The organism is Saccharopolyspora sp. ASAGF58 (genome assembly GCF_012277335.1).
GTDB classification, from domain to species: domain Bacteria; phylum Actinomycetota; class Actinomycetes; order Mycobacteriales; family Pseudonocardiaceae; genus Saccharopolyspora; species Saccharopolyspora hattusasensis.
This window is the reverse complement of record NZ_CP040605.1, coordinates 1,134,941-1,149,405: the sequence shown is the minus strand read 5'-3', so window position 1 is coordinate 1,149,405 and position 14,465 is coordinate 1,134,941. Positions and strand designations below refer to the sequence as shown.

General features: G+C 67.3%; 17 protein-coding genes. 13 read left to right on the top strand and 4 right to left on the bottom strand.

The window, feature by feature from the left end:
* Positions 1-96 precede the first annotated feature (96 nt).
* Complete coding sequence (locus tag FDZ84_RS05145) at positions 97-369, bottom strand: hypothetical protein (RefSeq protein WP_168584946.1); 273 nt, start codon at positions 367-369, stop codon at positions 97-99.
* Positions 370-731: 362 nt separating this feature from the next.
* Between FDZ84_RS05145 and FDZ84_RS05140 the strand changes: the two genes are divergently transcribed.
* The 5 genes from FDZ84_RS05140 (at position 732) to FDZ84_RS05120 (ending at position 4,178) form a co-directional block, all read left to right on the top strand.
* Complete coding sequence (locus FDZ84_RS05140; RefSeq protein ID WP_256413741.1) at positions 732-1,358, top strand: DUF5753 domain-containing protein; 627 nt, start codon at positions 732-734, stop codon at positions 1,356-1,358.
* A complete protein-coding gene (locus FDZ84_RS05135) occupies positions 1,355-1,558 on the top strand; it encodes a DUF397 domain-containing protein (protein ID WP_168584944.1) in 204 nt (67 codons plus the stop codon). The genes FDZ84_RS05140 and FDZ84_RS05135 overlap by 4 nt, the downstream gene beginning before the upstream one ends.
* 198 nt (positions 1,559-1,756) lie before the next feature.
* Positions 1,757-2,053: a hypothetical protein gene (locus tag FDZ84_RS05130; RefSeq protein WP_246868811.1), complete on the top strand. Its 297-nt coding sequence runs from the start codon at positions 1,757-1,759 to the stop codon at positions 2,051-2,053.
* Positions 2,054-2,176: 123 nt separating this feature from the next.
* Complete coding sequence (locus FDZ84_RS05125) at positions 2,177-3,151, top strand: tyrosine recombinase XerC (RefSeq protein WP_168584943.1); 975 nt, start codon at positions 2,177-2,179, stop codon at positions 3,149-3,151.
* Positions 3,126-4,178 (top strand): FliA/WhiG family RNA polymerase sigma factor, encoded by a 1,053-nt coding sequence (locus tag FDZ84_RS05120; protein WP_168584942.1) that lies wholly within the window; start codon positions 3,126-3,128, stop codon positions 4,176-4,178. Before FDZ84_RS05125 ends, FDZ84_RS05120 begins: the two co-directional genes overlap by 26 nt.
* A gap of 148 nt (positions 4,179-4,326) precedes the next feature.
* Here the strand turns inward: FDZ84_RS05120 and FDZ84_RS40340 are convergent, their stop codons facing one another.
* Positions 4,327-4,881 carry a M23 family metallopeptidase gene (locus FDZ84_RS40340; protein ID WP_168584941.1) on the bottom strand — a complete coding sequence of 185 codons (555 nt, stop codon included), beginning with the start codon at positions 4,879-4,881 and terminating at the stop codon, positions 4,327-4,329.
* Between the two features lie 407 nt (positions 4,882-5,288).
* Here FDZ84_RS40340 and rpsB point away from each other — a divergent pair, with 407 nt between their 5' ends.
* The 6 genes from rpsB (at position 5,289) to FDZ84_RS05085 (ending at position 10,525) form a co-directional block, all read left to right on the top strand.
* Positions 5,289-6,134 (top strand): 30S ribosomal protein S2, encoded by an 846-nt coding sequence (gene rpsB / locus FDZ84_RS05110; protein WP_168584940.1) that lies wholly within the window; start codon positions 5,289-5,291, stop codon positions 6,132-6,134.
* A gap of 189 nt (positions 6,135-6,323) precedes the next feature.
* Entirely contained in the window at positions 6,324-7,139 is an 816-nt protein-coding gene (gene tsf / locus FDZ84_RS05105) for a translation elongation factor Ts (RefSeq protein ID WP_168584939.1), read from the top strand.
* Positions 7,140-7,351: 212 nt separating this feature from the next.
* Positions 7,352-8,098 carry a UMP kinase gene (pyrH, locus tag FDZ84_RS05100; protein ID WP_168584938.1) on the top strand — a complete coding sequence of 249 codons (747 nt, stop codon included), beginning with the start codon at positions 7,352-7,354 and terminating at the stop codon, positions 8,096-8,098.
* A gap of 100 nt (positions 8,099-8,198) precedes the next feature.
* Positions 8,199-8,756, top strand: a complete 558-nt coding sequence (gene frr / locus FDZ84_RS05095) for a ribosome recycling factor (RefSeq protein WP_010306009.1) — start codon at positions 8,199-8,201, stop codon at positions 8,754-8,756.
* 36 nt (positions 8,757-8,792) lie between these two features.
* Positions 8,793-9,638, top strand: a complete 846-nt coding sequence (locus FDZ84_RS05090) for a phosphatidate cytidylyltransferase (RefSeq protein ID WP_168584937.1) — start codon at positions 8,793-8,795, stop codon at positions 9,636-9,638.
* Positions 9,639-9,793: 155 nt separating this feature from the next.
* A complete protein-coding gene (locus FDZ84_RS05085; protein WP_210435431.1) occupies positions 9,794-10,525 on the top strand; it encodes a class I SAM-dependent methyltransferase in 732 nt (243 codons plus the stop codon).
* Positions 10,526-10,783: 258 nt separating this feature from the next.
* Here FDZ84_RS05085 and FDZ84_RS05080 read toward each other — a convergent pair whose 3' ends face one another.
* Entirely contained in the window at positions 10,784-11,548 is a 765-nt protein-coding gene (locus tag FDZ84_RS05080; RefSeq protein ID WP_168584936.1) for a VOC family protein, read from the bottom strand.
* 274 nt (positions 11,549-11,822) lie between these two features.
* Here FDZ84_RS05080 and FDZ84_RS05075 point away from each other — a divergent pair, with 274 nt between their 5' ends.
* Both FDZ84_RS05075 and tnpB read left to right on the top strand, forming a co-directional pair.
* A complete protein-coding gene (locus tag FDZ84_RS05075) occupies positions 11,823-12,287 on the top strand; it encodes a hypothetical protein (RefSeq protein ID WP_168584935.1) in 465 nt (154 codons plus the stop codon).
* A 91-nt stretch (positions 12,288-12,378) separates the two neighbouring features.
* Entirely contained in the window at positions 12,379-13,764 is a 1,386-nt protein-coding gene (gene tnpB / locus FDZ84_RS05070; RefSeq protein ID WP_168584934.1) for an IS607 family element RNA-guided endonuclease TnpB, read from the top strand.
* Positions 13,765-13,768: 4 nt separating this feature from the next.
* On the opposite strand, the gene FDZ84_RS05065 is transcribed toward tnpB, so the two are convergent.
* A complete protein-coding gene (locus FDZ84_RS05065) occupies positions 13,769-14,446 on the bottom strand; it encodes a metal-dependent transcriptional regulator (protein WP_371812785.1) in 678 nt (225 codons plus the stop codon).
* Positions 14,447-14,465 lie beyond the last annotated feature (19 nt).

Genomic DNA, 14,465 nt, shown 5'->3' with positions numbered 1-14,465 from the left:
TCATCTTAACCTGATCGGCCGTAGGTAAATCACCATTGGTTCCAAAGCCAATCAGGCGTCGGGAATTTCTCACTGTTGGTTTCCTCCTGGTCCTCATTACCCTTGTCGTCGGGCTCGTTGCGCTTCAATTTCGAACTTCCTCCTTTGGATTTCCTGGGTGGACTTCAGCTTTTTCAGCCATACGCGGGCCTGGTATCTGAGATCCTTGATATCCTTCCAGTCATCGGCGACTTTGAACGATGCGACTTTGTCGTCATAGTCGTGTGTTGCTCCGGCGTCGCCCTTGAGTACATCAATCTGATAATCATCACGGCCCCAGCGAAACGTGAAGCCATCAAGGTAGAGCCACTGACAGGGAAGTCTGGCCATCTTGTTTCCTTATGGAAAGCGGGCAGCCGATACGCCGAGGGGACGACATACCGACTGCCCGCACGATTCACTGCCGAAGGTCGGGACAACGGCAGTGAACCGGGTCTATAGATTTTCTAGGGCAGCAAGTACATGGCGTAGCGTCCACGGGTGCCGTGCCATCACGTCGCGGTCATCGAACGGCAATCCCGCTTCGGTGTGCGGCAGTAGCTGGGTCTCCATGTCGTCGGCCAGGTCGCCCTGGGAGGGGCAGTCTTCCGACGTCACCAAGTGTGGTAAACGGCGCACTCGGACTCAACGAGCGGGAGTTGTCAACACTCCTTGCGCACTACGGCGTGTACGGACCGGAGGCAGCGAAGGTGATGCGTCTCGGAGCAGAGGCGCGGAGACGGGCCGCGCCCGAGCGTGTCAACGACTGGGCAAAGCAGTACATCCCACTTGAACGGGCCGCAACGGAGATTCGCATGGTCTTCAACGAGATTCCGGGTCTGCTACAGACGCGGGCGGTCGCCAAGGCCCAGCTTTCACGGTCTCCCGTCGTGTTGGCCGCTGACATCGAGGGCATGGCGTCGGCACGTGAGGAACGAGGCAACCGCCTGTTTGAAGCCGGTGCACCACAGGTGTGGGTCGTGCTGGGGGAGGAAGCGTTGCTGCGACAGGTTGGTTCTCGTGACGTGATGGCCGCCCAGCTCAAGCGACTTCGGGAGATGGCCGACCTGCCGACCGTTTCGATTCGTGTCATTCCGCTCGACTGCGGCACGTACGCAGGGCTGAGCTGCCCGTTCACCTTGCTGTGGATCGAGAGAGCAAAAGCAACGATCGCGTATCTTGAGACCTTGACCGGTGCGGACTATGGAAGTCCACTGGGGCGTATAGCCTCACGTTTGATCAGGCGCAGAACGATGCGGTGTCAGAGGCAGACACGGTCGCTCTGCTTGATCGCTGCATCACCAACCTGCACTAACGCGGGATACAGGAGACGAGCATGACCGAGAACAACCGCCTCCAGTGGCGAAAGTCGAGCTACAGCGGTGGTGCCCAGACCTGCGTGGAAGTAGCGCGGTTTGACGTTGACCACGGTGCCCTCCGGGACTCAAAGCTCGGTGACGCTTCCCCGATCCTTGTTGTCGGAGTCGGGACGTTCACGAACTTCGTCACAGCTGTGAAGACCGGCCGCTTCGACGGCTGAGCTTCTAACAAGACGCCTGCCTCCGGGTGGGGGCGTTTTTGCTTCTCTCTACCTTCTCTACGCGCGCGAGGCGCGGAGTGATTTGTGTTGACACGATGAGGCTTGCGAGCTCGGGCCGAAACTGCTGATGCGTTGGGACGGCCCGTGTTGGCTGTGCCTGGGCCTGTGACGTCGAAGAATTCGGTGGGTTGCCACGGGATGGTCCGGTCCGGTCAGGCTGTGCTGGTTACCTGTACCCAGGAGGTCCTGGAGGCGCTGAGCCCGCTCGGCGCGTTGCCGGCGGTCGAAATCCCTGCGCAGTACCGCCGTACCGATGGGCTGCATCCGGATGCGCGGCGCTTGCATGATGCTCTGACCGGTGTGGATTGCGCCGGCGCGGACGAGTTGGCGCGGGATTCGGGGCTGCCGTTGGGCAAGGTCCGGGCGCTGCTGCCGGAGTTGGAACTGGGCGGGTTCGTTGCCAGGTCGGAAGGGGGGTGGTCGGCGACGGAGTGATTACGTGATCACGTGGTGATAGCTGAATTTCTGCGGCGCAAGCCGAATCGCGCACCATTCAAGTGATCACGATTCGGCGTGGCGATGCTTGACCGATGCCGGTGCGAGGGCCAGCTTCGAGGTATGGCCCGCTCACGTTCCGCCGAACCGCGAAGACCGGATCTACGGGTGGCTCGGGCGAAGCTGCCCGAGTCGCTCGGCGCCGTGGTCGACGGGTTCGAACGACATCTCGCTGCGGAACGTGGGTTGTCGGCGCACACCGTTCGTGGATACATCGGTGATGTTGTCTCGTTGCTGGCGTACCTGGCTGCCTCGGAGGACGGCGGAAGCCTTGCTGTGCTGGATATTTCCGTCCTGCGGGAATGGCTTTCTGGGCAGCACGCGCGTGGCGTGAGCCGGGCGACGCTCGCCCGGCGGACCGCCTCGGCCCGTACCTTCACTGTGTGGGCGTTCCGCGGCGGGCTGTTGCCGGTCGACCCGGGGCCGCGGCTGGCGGTGCCGTCGAAGCGGCGGAAGCTGCCCGCGGTGCTGCGCGTTGACCAAGCGGGTTCGGCGATGCAGGCTTCTGCGGTGGGCGCGGAACAGGGGGATCCGGTGGCATTGCGGGACCACGCGGTGCTCGAACTGCTGTATGCCACCGGGGTTCGCGTCGCCGAGCTCTGCGGACTGGACGTCGACGACGTCGACCGCGAGCACCGGCTGATCCGGGTGATCGGTAAAGGAGACAAAGAACGCGCCGTGCCCTTCGGCGTACCTGCGGATCAGTCGATCGGGCGCTGGCTTTCCGACGGCCGGCCGAAACTGGCCCGAGAATCGTCCGGTGCCGCATTGTTCCTGGGTGTCCGAGGTGGACGGCTCGACCCGCGAGCGGTGCGACGCACCGTGCACGACGCGGTTGGCGTGGTTTCCGGAGCGCCGGACGTCGGACCACATGGGCTGCGTCACTCGGCTGCGACCCATTTGCTGGAGGGCGGTGCTGACCTCCGTAGCGTTCAGGAGTTGCTTGGTCACGCTACGCTCGCAACGACCCAGCTTTACACCCACGTGACCGTTGAACGGCTGAAGGCGATCCATGACCGAACTCACCCCCGTTCCTGACCAAGCCGGGGGCGACGCCGACACGGTGGCCGCGAGATCGACCTCGGTATCGGTGACCGCCCGTGACCAAGGCGGCTCGACCAACGGCCATGTCGGCGACCGCGCATCGTGGCGGAGGCTGTCCGTGGCGACCGCTGAGCCCGCCGCATCCGCCGATCCCGCCGCGTCCGCCGATCCCGCCGCGCCCGCCGCGTCCGCCGCGCCCGCCGCATCCGCCGCATCCGCCGCGTCCGCCGGGCCAGCCACCGGCGGGGATCACCGCAGCGGCGACGAGGTCGAGGCCGGGATAGTCGCGTTGTGGCAGGCGTTCGGCCGGCGTCGCGACCAGGAACTGCGGGACCGGCTGGTGCTGCACTACGCCCCGTTGGTCAAGTACGTGGCCGGCCGGGTGGGCACCGGGCTGCCGTCGCACGTCGACGTCTCCGACCTGATCCAGTCCGGGATATTCGGGCTGGTCGACGCGATAGAGAAGTTCGAACCGGAACGCGGTCTGAAGTTCGAGACCTACGCGATGCAGCGCATCCGCGGCGCCATCCTCGACGACCTGCGCGCCCAGGACTGGGTTCCGAGGTCGGTGCGCAGCCGGGCCCGCGATGTGGAGCGGGCGCTGGAGCGCCTCGAGGCGAAGCTGCAGCGCACCGCGACCGATGCCGAGTTGGCCGGCGAGTTGGAGCTGTCCCTCGATGAGCTGCGGGAGCTGTTCGCGCAGCTGCAGATGACCAGCGTGATCGCGCTCGACGACCTGATCGGCGCGGGTCCGGCGCAGGCTTCGCTGGCCGAGACGCTGCCCGACGACCGGGCCGAGGACCCGGTGGCGGCGCTGGTGGACCGGGACAGCCGGCGCCAGCTGGCCGAGGCGGTGGAGCGGCTCAGCGAGCGGGACCGCGTGGTGGTCACCCTCTACTACTTCGAGAACCTGACCCTGGCCGAGATCGGCAAGGTGCTCGGCGTGACCGAATCGCGGGTCTGCCAGCTGCACACCCGCGCGGTCCTCCGCCTCCGCACCAAGCTCACCGAACAGGCCTGACCTGCTGCAGAGGCCGTTTTGGGGCTCGTTCTGCGCGGCGGTGCGGGTGGCGGGACATCAAGGTCACGTCTCACCGCAGCGGCTCCCCGGGTGATACCAGGGGAAAATCGACGTTTCGTCCTCCCCCGGAATCACCACGGATGCGACGTCACCGCCACGGTTTCAGCCGGACGTGGCCGAAGCCGAGCAGGCGTAGCGGGTCGAGGTAGTCCAGGCGCTGCCGGGCGCCCCAGTGCAGGCAGGCCCGGGGCGGTTCGGTGGTGCACCCCGGGTGGCCTGGCTCCAGATGCCCGATGGGCTGTCCCCGGGTGACCTGGTCGCCGACCGCGACCCCCGGCGCGACCGGCTCGTAAGTGGTGCGCAGGCCCCCGGCGTGCTCGATCGACACCAGGTTGCGATCCACCATCCAGCCCGCGTAGACGACCATGCCGTCCCCAGCCGCCAACACCGGCTGGCCGACCTCTCCTGCGAGGTCGACCCCCCGGTGACCTGGGCCGAAGGTGTGCTCCGGGGCCTCGAACGGTCGCGCGACGGCAGGCGGCGGTGCCAGCGGCCAGCCGAACCGCGCGGCTACCGGCGGCGCTGGCTCCGGCGCAGCACGCGGTCGTGCTGACACCGCGGGTGGCGGCTCGGCGAGCGTTGCGGTAAGGCCCAGGGGCCCGGCGGCACTGCAGCAGATGAGGGCGGAGATCAACAGACGCATGGTGCAACCGTGGCCGAGGGTGGCCCCGGTGAACAGGGGGAAATCAAGATCTGTGGATAAACCCGGCGGCTGTGGACAACTCGCAGTCCACGATCGGGTCAGCCGGGGCGTCCAGTACACTGTCAGCGCGGTTTCGTGTCCGCACGGACCGACTTCGCGTGCCCGCACGCCCAGCTTGCGCAGGTAGGCCGACTTCGGGTCGGCCACCGGTTGGAACAGCATCGAGTTCGACGCTTCGGACGCTGCTGCTCCCGGCAGGGTACCGGCGCCTTCGCGGTCCCGAGCTCTTCGACGAGCCCGGGCGGGGGAGGCCGGGCGGGTGCCAGGGCGACGGGCCACCCGGTCCGTCGCGGCAACCGAATCGCGCGCCGACCGGCGCGCCCGACTCAAGAGGTGCGAATCTGGCCATGGCCGTCGTCACCATGAAGCAGCTGCTCGATAGCGGCGTGCACTTCGGGCACCAGACCCGGCGCTGGAACCCGAAGATGAAGCGCTACATCTTCACCGAGCGCAACGGCATCTACATCATCGACCTGCAGCAGACGCTGACCTACATCGACGGGGCCTTCGACTTCGTCAAGCAGACGGTCGCGCACGGCGGGACGATCCTGTTCGTCGGCACCAAGAAGCAGGCGCAGGAAGCGATCGCCGAGCAGGCCCTGCGGGTCGGCATGCCGTTCGTCAACCAGCGTTGGCTGGGTGGCATGCTCACCAACTTCCAGACCGTCCACAAGCGTCTGCAGCGTCTCAAGGAACTCGAGACCATGGAGCAGACCGGGGGCTTCGAGGGTCGCACCAAGAAGGAAATCTTGATGCTGACCCGCGAGAAGGACAAGCTCGAGAAGACCCTCGGCGGTATCCGCGACATGAGCAAGGTGCCCAGCGCCGTGTGGATCGTGGACACCAAGAAGGAACACATCGCCGTCGGCGAGGCCCGGAAGCTGGGCATCCCGGTCGTCGCGATCCTGGACACCAACTGCGACCCGGACGAGGTCGACTACCCGATCCCGGGCAACGACGACGCGATCCGCTCCGCCGCCCTGCTGACCCGCGTGGTCGCCGACGGTGTCGCCCAGGGCCTGATGGCCCGCAGTGGCCGCACCAACGGTGCCCCGGAGGGCGAGGAGAAGCCGGCCGGTGGCGAGCCGCTGGCCGAGTGGGAGAAGGAACTGCTGGCCGGCTCCGGTCAGGCCACCGAGGCCACCGAGGCCACCGAGGCCACCGAGGGCGGCGAGCAGGCCGCGCAGTCCTGAGTCCGCTTGCCGCGCGCCGGTCACGCGGTCGGCGCGCGGCGCGGTCCGGCAACCCGCCAGGCAACCTGGTGGGTGCCATCCGGGCCGGGTTCGCATCCCCACTGAACTGGTTGAACGCCACGGGACGCGGCCCGGCCGATGTCTGCAAGACCTTCGAAGCTGCGTACTAAGAGGGACGGATAACGCACGATGGCGAACTTCAGTGCGGCCGACGTCAAGCGTCTTCGCGAGCTGACCGGCGCCGGCATGATGGACTGCAAGAAGGCTCTTGAGCAGGCCGACGGCGACTTCGACAAGGCCGTCGAGAGCCTGCGCATCAAGGGCGCCAAGGACGTGGGCAAGCGCGCCGAGCGCGCCACCGCCGAGGGCCTGGTCGCCGCCGACGGCGGCGTGCTGATCGAGCTGAACAGCGAGACCGACTTCGTCGCCAAGAACGACGAGTTCATCGAGCTGGCCAGCAAGGTAGTCGCCGCGGTCAAGGCCGCCGGTGCCGCCGACCTGGAAGCCGCCCTGGCGGCCCCGCTGGACGGCAAGACCGTCTCCGAGGTCATCCAGGAGCTGTCCGCCAAGATCGGCGAGAAGCTGGAGCTGCGCCGCGTCGCCAAGTTCGACGGCGAGGTGGCCACCTACCTGCACCGCCGGTCCGCGGACCTGCCCCCGGCGGTCGGCGTGCTGGTCGAGTACACCGGTGACAACGCCGACGCTGCGCGGGGTGCCGCGATGCAGATCGCCGCGCTCAAGCCGAAGTACCTCAGCCGCGACGACGTCCCGGAGGACATCGTCGCCAACGAGCGGCGCATCGCCGAGGAGACCGCGAAGGCCGAGGGCAAGCCGGAGAAGGCGCTGCCGAAGATCGTCGAGGGTCGCCTGAACGGGTTCTTCAAGGAGAACGCCCTGCTGGACCAGCCGTCCGTGCAGGAGAGCAAGAAGACCGTCAAGGCCCTGCTCGACGAGGCCGGCGTGACCGTCACCGGATTCGCCCGGTTCGAGGTCGGCCAGGCCTGACCGGTCGCTGTTCGGCGGCACGCCGGGCGGCATCGCAGGTTCATCGGCTGAGCTGAACCAGTCGCGGTCGCCAGCCACGGCACCAGCGCCCCGCCTTCGTTCGCAAGGCGGGGCGCTTTCGCAAGATCGCGGCGCCTAGCGCGGCGTCGTTGCCGGCGGGCCGACCAATCCGCGCAAACTTCAAGCCACATCGAACCTCGCGGGAGGAACCAGTGACCGACGGCCCAGCGAAGCGCGGCTACAGCCGGGTGCTGCTCAAATTGGGCGGCGAGATGTTCGGCGGGGGCAGCGTCGGGATCGACCCGGACGTCGTCGGCACGGTCGCCCGGCAGATCGCCGAGATCGTCGCCGACGGGGTCGAGGTGGCCATCGTGATCGGCGGCGGCAACTTCTTCCGCGGCGCCGAACTGCAGCAGCGCGGCATGGAACGCGCGCGCGGTGACTACATGGCGATGCTGGGCACCGTGATGAACTGCCTGGCGCTGCAGGACTTCCTGGAGCGCGAGCACGGCATCGACACCCGGGTGATGACCGCGATCACCATGGGGCAGGTCGCCGAGCCGTACATCCCGCGGCGCGCGATGCGGCACATGGAGAAGGGCCGCGTGGTCATCTTCGGTGCCGGCACCGGCATGCCGTACTTCTCCACCGACACCACCGCGGCGCAGCGGGCGCTGGAGATCGGCTGCGAGGTGGTGCTGATGGCCAAGGCGGTCGACGGCGTCTACACCGCCGACCCGAAGACCACCCCGGACGCGAAGCTGTTCGACAGCATCACGCACCGCGAGGTGCTGGAACGCGGGCTGAAGGTCGCCGACGCGACCGCCTTCAGCCTGTGCATGGACAACCACATGCCGATCCTGGTGTTCAACCTGCTGGAAGAAGGCAACATCGCCCGCGCTGTCGGCGGTGAGAAGATCGGCACGCTGGTCAGCACCCCGGACGCTCCGTCGGCCTGAGGGTGCTGGATCCTGATCTGCGGCGGGCCCGCACTGGGGCCACGCTGCGCAGCAGGCGACACTACGAATGTCCACCGGTCGGCAGACTTAAGGAGCAGCCGTGATCGACGAAGCTCTTCTCGAAGGCGAGGAGAAGATGCAAAAGGCGGTGGAGGTGGCCAAGGACGAGCTGGCCACCGTCCGCACCGGCCGCGCGAACCCCGCGATGTTCTCGGGCATCGTCGTCGACTACTACGGTTCGCCGACGCCGTTGAACCAGCTCGCCAGCGTCTCCGTGCCGGAGGCGCGGCTGGTGGTCATCAAGCCCTACGACGCCAGTCAGCTTGCGGCCATGGAGAAGGCCATCCGCGACTCCGACCTCGGCGTGAACCCGTCCAACGACGGCCAGCTCATCCGGGTGGCGATCCCGCAGATGACCGAGGAACGTCGCAAGGAGATGGTCAAGCTCGCCAAGCACAAGGGCGAGGAAGGCAAGATCACCCTGCGGGGCATCCGCCGCAAGGTGAAGGAAGAGATCGACCGGATTGTCAAGGACGGCGAGGCCGGCGAGGACGAGGGCACTCGCGGTGAGAAGGAGTTGGAGAACCTCACGCACCGCTATGTCGCCCAGATCGACGAGCTGGTCAAGCACAAGGAAGCAGAGCTGCTAGAGGTCTGAGTGGTGACGGCCGGCCAATGCGAAGGTGAGTCCGGAATGTCCGCTGGCAGCCCGGACCCGCCTTCGCGTCCTTCCCGGGCCGGACGCGATCTCCGTGCCGCCATCGGCGTCGGGGTAGTGCTCGGTGCCGCGATCATCCTTTCCCTGCTGATGGTGCGGTTCGTCTTCATCGGCATTGTGGCCGCCGCGGTGGCGGTGTCCACCGTCGAGTTGGCCAGCGCGCTCAAACGCGGGGCCGACATCCGCATCTCGCTTGTCCCGGTGCTGGTGGGTGGGCAGGCCATGCTGTGGCTGTCGTGGCCCTTCGGGCTACGCGGGACGCTGGTGGCATTCGTGATAACCGTGCTGGCATGCCTGGCGTGGCGGTTCCGGCACGGCGTGGACGGCTACGTGCGGGACGTGACCGCATCGGTGTTCACCGCGGCCTACGTACCGCTGTTCGCCGCGTTCGCGGCGATGCTGGTGCGGCCGGAGGATGGCGCGTTCCGGGCGTTGTGCTTCATGATCGGTGTCGTCGCTTCGGACACCGGCGGCTACGCGTTCGGCGTGCTGTTCGGCAAGCATCCGATGGCACCGAAGATCAGCCCGAAGAAGTCCTGGGAGGGCTTCGGCGGGTCGATGCTGGTCGGTGTAGTTGCCGGCGTCCTCTCGGTGACGTTGATGCTCGACGGTCAGTGGTGGCAGGGCGCGCTGTTCGGTGCTGCCCTGGTGTGCACTGCGACGCTGGGCGATCTGATGGAGTCGCTGATCAAGCGAGATCTCGGCATCAAGGACATGGGCAACCTCCTGCCCGGGCACGGCGGCCTGATGGACCGGATGGATTCCCTGCTGCCGTCGGCCGCGGCCGCCTGGATGATGCTCTTCTGGCTGATCCCCACCTGAGAAACCCGCTGCACGGCTCAGGGGTGCGCAATTTCAATGGAAATCGGACCTTCGATTTCCATTGAAATTGCGTGAACGCTCGGTGCCGGCTGCCTGGGGGCGGTGGGTTGCGCCGCTTCGAAGACGACGGACTAACCGGTTCAAGGACAGTAGTGATGCGAACCTGGCGGAAGCCGGCCCGGCCGCAGGTGAGGCCGAGCCCGAACATCTGGCATTGGCCGGAGCTCTTCGAGATCGAGAACCGAGCACAGGACTCCACCGGCGCGTTGTGGCGGGCGTTGCGGGAGCGCTGCGAGTGGGCCGGTCGCGACGTGGTCGACATCGGCTGCGGCGACGGCTTTCACCTGCCGCTGTTCGCGGCCACGGCCCGGACGGTGATCGGCGTCGAACCGCATCCGCCACTGGCCGAACGGGCCCGCGGCCGGCTGGCCGGAACTCCTGGTGTGGATGTCAGGGTCGCGCCCGCCCAGCAGTTGCCGCTCGCCGACGCCAGCGTCGACCTGGTGCACGCCCGCACCGCGTACTTCTTCGGTCCCGGCTGCGAGCCGGGCCTGGCGGAGGCGGAGCGGGTGCTCCGCCCGGGCGGGATCATCGCGATCGTCGATCTCGACGCGTCCCGCCCGCCGTACGGGGACTGGATGCGGGCGGATGCTCCGCAGATCGATCCCGCTGCGATCGAGTCGTTCTTCCAGCGCCACGACTTCGACAGCACCCCGGTGGACACCCTGTGGCGCTTCGACGACCGGCAAACCCTCGAAGCGGTGCTGGGCATCGAGTTCTCGGCGGAGGTCGCGGCCCGCGCCGCCCGCGAGACGCCCGGCCGAACGATCCCGGTCGGCTACCGCCTCCGCACCCGCCGCAAGCCGACGAGCCTATTGCGCGCCTGAGAGCCTGTCGGCGAAGCCGTCCGCGCCTTTGGAAGCGGCGTAGCCGCTTGCATTCACCTTGCCATGACGACCATCGGCGGGTTCTGAGAGGTTTTCTGGCGAGGACGGCCGCTCCGCCGCGTATTGGACATACATCAGGAGGGGCACCCGCAGTCCAGGGAACCTCTCAGGTTCCGCTAAGCGACCACCCAGACCATTCACCAACAGGCGCTGAGCGGTGGACTCGCGAGTTCGTGTCGATGTGAGCAGGCGCGTGGGTCACTCCCCGGTGCGCTGGGCGGTGTCCATGATGAAGAACGTGGCTCCCACGACGTCCTGGAGCAGGGCGAGCCGGCCGTACGGGGAATCGGACGGTTCGCGCAGCACCTTGCCGCCCAGCTCCACCGCTTTCGCCGCTGCGGTGTCGGTGTCGTTGTCGGGGTTGACCTGGAAGTACAGCTGCCAGTGCGCGGGCACGTCCGCGGGCAGTGCCGAGCTGGTCTCGAAGCGGCCCACGGTCGGCAGGTCGCCGACGTACCAGACCGTGTAGTCGAAGCCGTCGCCCGGCTCGCCGATCTGCTCCTGCCGGTAGCCCAGCAGTTCGGCGTAGAAGGGATCGGCGGTAGAACCGTCACGGGTGTGCAGCTCCGCCCAGCAGAGCATGCCCGCGTGGTCGCGGCCGAAGGTGCCGTTGGGCGGCGCTTCCCACAGTCCGATGGTCGCGCCGGATGGATCCTCGGCGACCAGGAACGTCTCGTCGGCGGGCGTTTCCGTCGGCGGGACCAGCACCTTTCCGCCGAGCGCGCGGATGCGCTCCACCGCGCGGCGCGCCGAGCCGCACTCCAGGTACAGCGTCCAGGCGGTCGGCTCATCGGTCTCCGGCAGCAGCAACCCGGCGACCGGCTTGTGTTCCTTCAGCGCGATGTTGTAGTCCGGGCGCTGGATCCAGTGCCAGCCGAGCAGGGCGGTGTAGAAGTCCCTGGTGTCGGCGACGTCGTGGGTGGCCAGATCCACCCAGGCAGGCTCACCCACTGCGATGGCCATCGCTGCTCCTTCGAAGCGCACGCCGCGGAGGCGGTCAATGGTCGGTTACCTCAGGGTGACCGTTGCGCCGGTCCGGAAAACCCGCGTGGCGGATCAAGCCGGTTCGGCCGCGCGGGGACGTTACTGTTCGGTGCCTTTTCCGCAATGCGAACACCCCCGAATGACGCCTTGATACTGGACGGTCCGCGTGATCGACTAATGGCGGTGACTCAGCGTGCGTAATCGCATGCCGGAGAACCCGATCGAAGCACGCACCAGGGTTACAGGAGCAGCCATGGCCAACCGCGCGGCGAAGCCGGTCACCGCGGGCCTGAGCCGGCTTGCGCAAATCGACCGCCACGAGCGGGCCCGCATCATCCAGCAGCTCTGCCACCAGTACCCGGCGTTCCGGTCGATGCTGAGGCAGGTGACCATCGCCCGCGGGGTGGCCTTCGCGTCCGGACTGATGCTCGCCCTCGCGGTGATGTTCCTGGTCCAGGGCGCTTCCGTGTGGTGGGTGTCCGGTCTCGTGTTCGCCGGTCTCGCCGGGTTCTGCTACGTCGCGGTGGCTCTCACCGACAGCCGGTTCGACCTGCTGCTGGCGGTGCTGGGCGCGCACCACACCGACGAGCTGCACGGCCGACTGGTGACCGAGCAGATCTACGGCGACGATCCGCCCGCGGATCCGCTGGAGCGGCCGGCGTCGCGAGCGGTCGCATCCCGCACGGTCGCCTCGCGGCTCACCACCGAGGGGTTGTGAACTGTTCGGTGGAATGTGTCAAAGCGTTGGGGAATGTGCTGGTTCGGTAGATCGCGGGGATTGTCGGTGCCCGCCGATACTGTGCCCGGTGATGAGCGTGGTGTTGCAGGCATACCGGTTCGCGTTGGACCCGAACCCTGTGCAAGAGGCCGGGTTGCGGTCGCATTGTGGTGCGCAGCGGTTCGCGTTCAACTGGGGGCTGGGCAAGGTAAAAGCCAACTCTGAGCAGCGGAAAGCTGAAGCCTCGTACGGCCTGGACGGTGACGAGTTGACGCCACCGGTGGGCTGGTCGGCCTACGGCCTGCGTAAAGACTGGAACCAGGCCAAGGACACGGTTGCGCCGTGGTGGCAGGAGAATTCGAAGGAAGCGTACTCGTCCGGGCTGTCGAACCTCGCGACGGCGCTGAAGAACTGGGGCGACTCGAAGAAGGGCAACCGCAAGGGCCGCAAGCTCGGGTTCCCGAGGTTCAAGGGCAAGCGCAGCGGGTTGTCGTGCCGGTTCACCACCGGCAGCTTCGGTCTCGCTGACCACGACCGGCGCCATGTGAAGCTGCCCCGCATCGGGGTGGTGCGCACCCACGAGTCCACCCGGAAACTCGCGCGGCGCGTCGACACGGGTGCCGCGCGGATCCGCTCGGCGACGGTGTCGTATCGGGCCGGACGGTGGTTTGTGTCGTTCTCGGTGGAGATCACCCGCAACGATCCCGCCCCCGCCCAGCCCGGTGTGACGGTGGGTGTGGATCTCGGGATCAAGTCCCTGGCCGTGCTCTCGACCGGTGAAGTGATCGACAACCCGAAACACCTCGAAGTCGCCCTGCGTGAGTTGCGGAGGTTGCAGCGGCAAGCCTCCCGGCGCATTGGCCCAGACCACCGTAGCGGACAGAAGCCGTCGAACCGGTGGCGCAAAACCCAAGCCCGCATCGCCACGCTGCACACCACAGTCGCCAATGCGCGCCGCGATGGGCTGCATAAGCTCACCACCTGGCTGGTGCGGACCTTCGGTGCGATCGTGCTGGAAGACCTCAACGTTGCGGGCATGACCCGCAACCGCCGCCTGGCGCGGCAGGTCGCGGGTGTCGGCATGGCCGAACTCCGACGCCAGGTCGAGTACAAAGCCTCCTGGGCCGGGCTGCGCGTGCACATCGCGTACCGGTGGGATCCCAGCTCTAAAACGTGCTCGGACTGTGGTGCGGTGAGAACCAAGCTGCACCTGTCCGACCGTATCTTCACCTGCCCGTCCTGCGGGATGAGCATGGATCGCGACCTCGACGCGGCCCAAAACCTCGCCAACCTGGTTGACGCCACGACGTCCTCCCCGAGTTGCGGGGCGACGGAAAACGAGCCCGATGGAAACCCACACAAGACCCGCACCACGCGGGCAGCGGATATCGCCACGGGAAGACCCGCACCGAACAGCGCGGGCCAACGTCGACACCGCAAGGTGCCGACTCACGACACGCTTTCACACGTTTCGTGAACGGTCACCGGTGCACGCTGATCGATAGCGCCGCCGCGATCTCGTTGCCCACGAAGTGGGTTTCGTCCTGCGGCGGCTCGCCGACGCGCACCACCAGCGGCCCGCCGAAGGGCTTGCGCTCCACGATCTCGATCCGCGAGCCCAGTGTCATGCTGTGTTCGGTGAGGTAGCGAAGCAGCTCCGAATCGGTGTCCCAAACCCGCGCGATGGTGCCGATCGTGCCGGGCTCGACCTGGTCCAGCAGCAGCGTCGCGGGTTTCTCCACGGTGCCTTCGGCAGTCGGGATCGGGTCGCCGTGCGGATCACGGGTGGGGTTGCCGAGCTTGGCGGCGATGTGCGCGACCAGTTCGTCGGACACCGCGTGCTCCAGCGCGTCGGCCTCCCGGTGCACCTCGTCCCAGCTGTAGTCGAGCTCCACGACCAGGAACAGCTCGATCAGCCGGTGCCGGCGCAGCACGTCGCAGGCCAGCCGGCGGCCCTCCGGGGTCAGCTCGACGCTGCGGTAGCGGACGTGGGTGACCAGGCCGAGCTGCGCCAGCTTGTTGATCATCCCGGACACCGACGAAGGGCTCAGGCCGAGCCGCTGGGTCAGGGTGGCGTTCGTGACGGGCACGCCCCGTTCGCTGAGCCCGTAGATCGCCCGCAGGTAGTCCTCGACGGACGGCGAGGGGCGCTCGGCCATACTCGTCATACTTTCACGA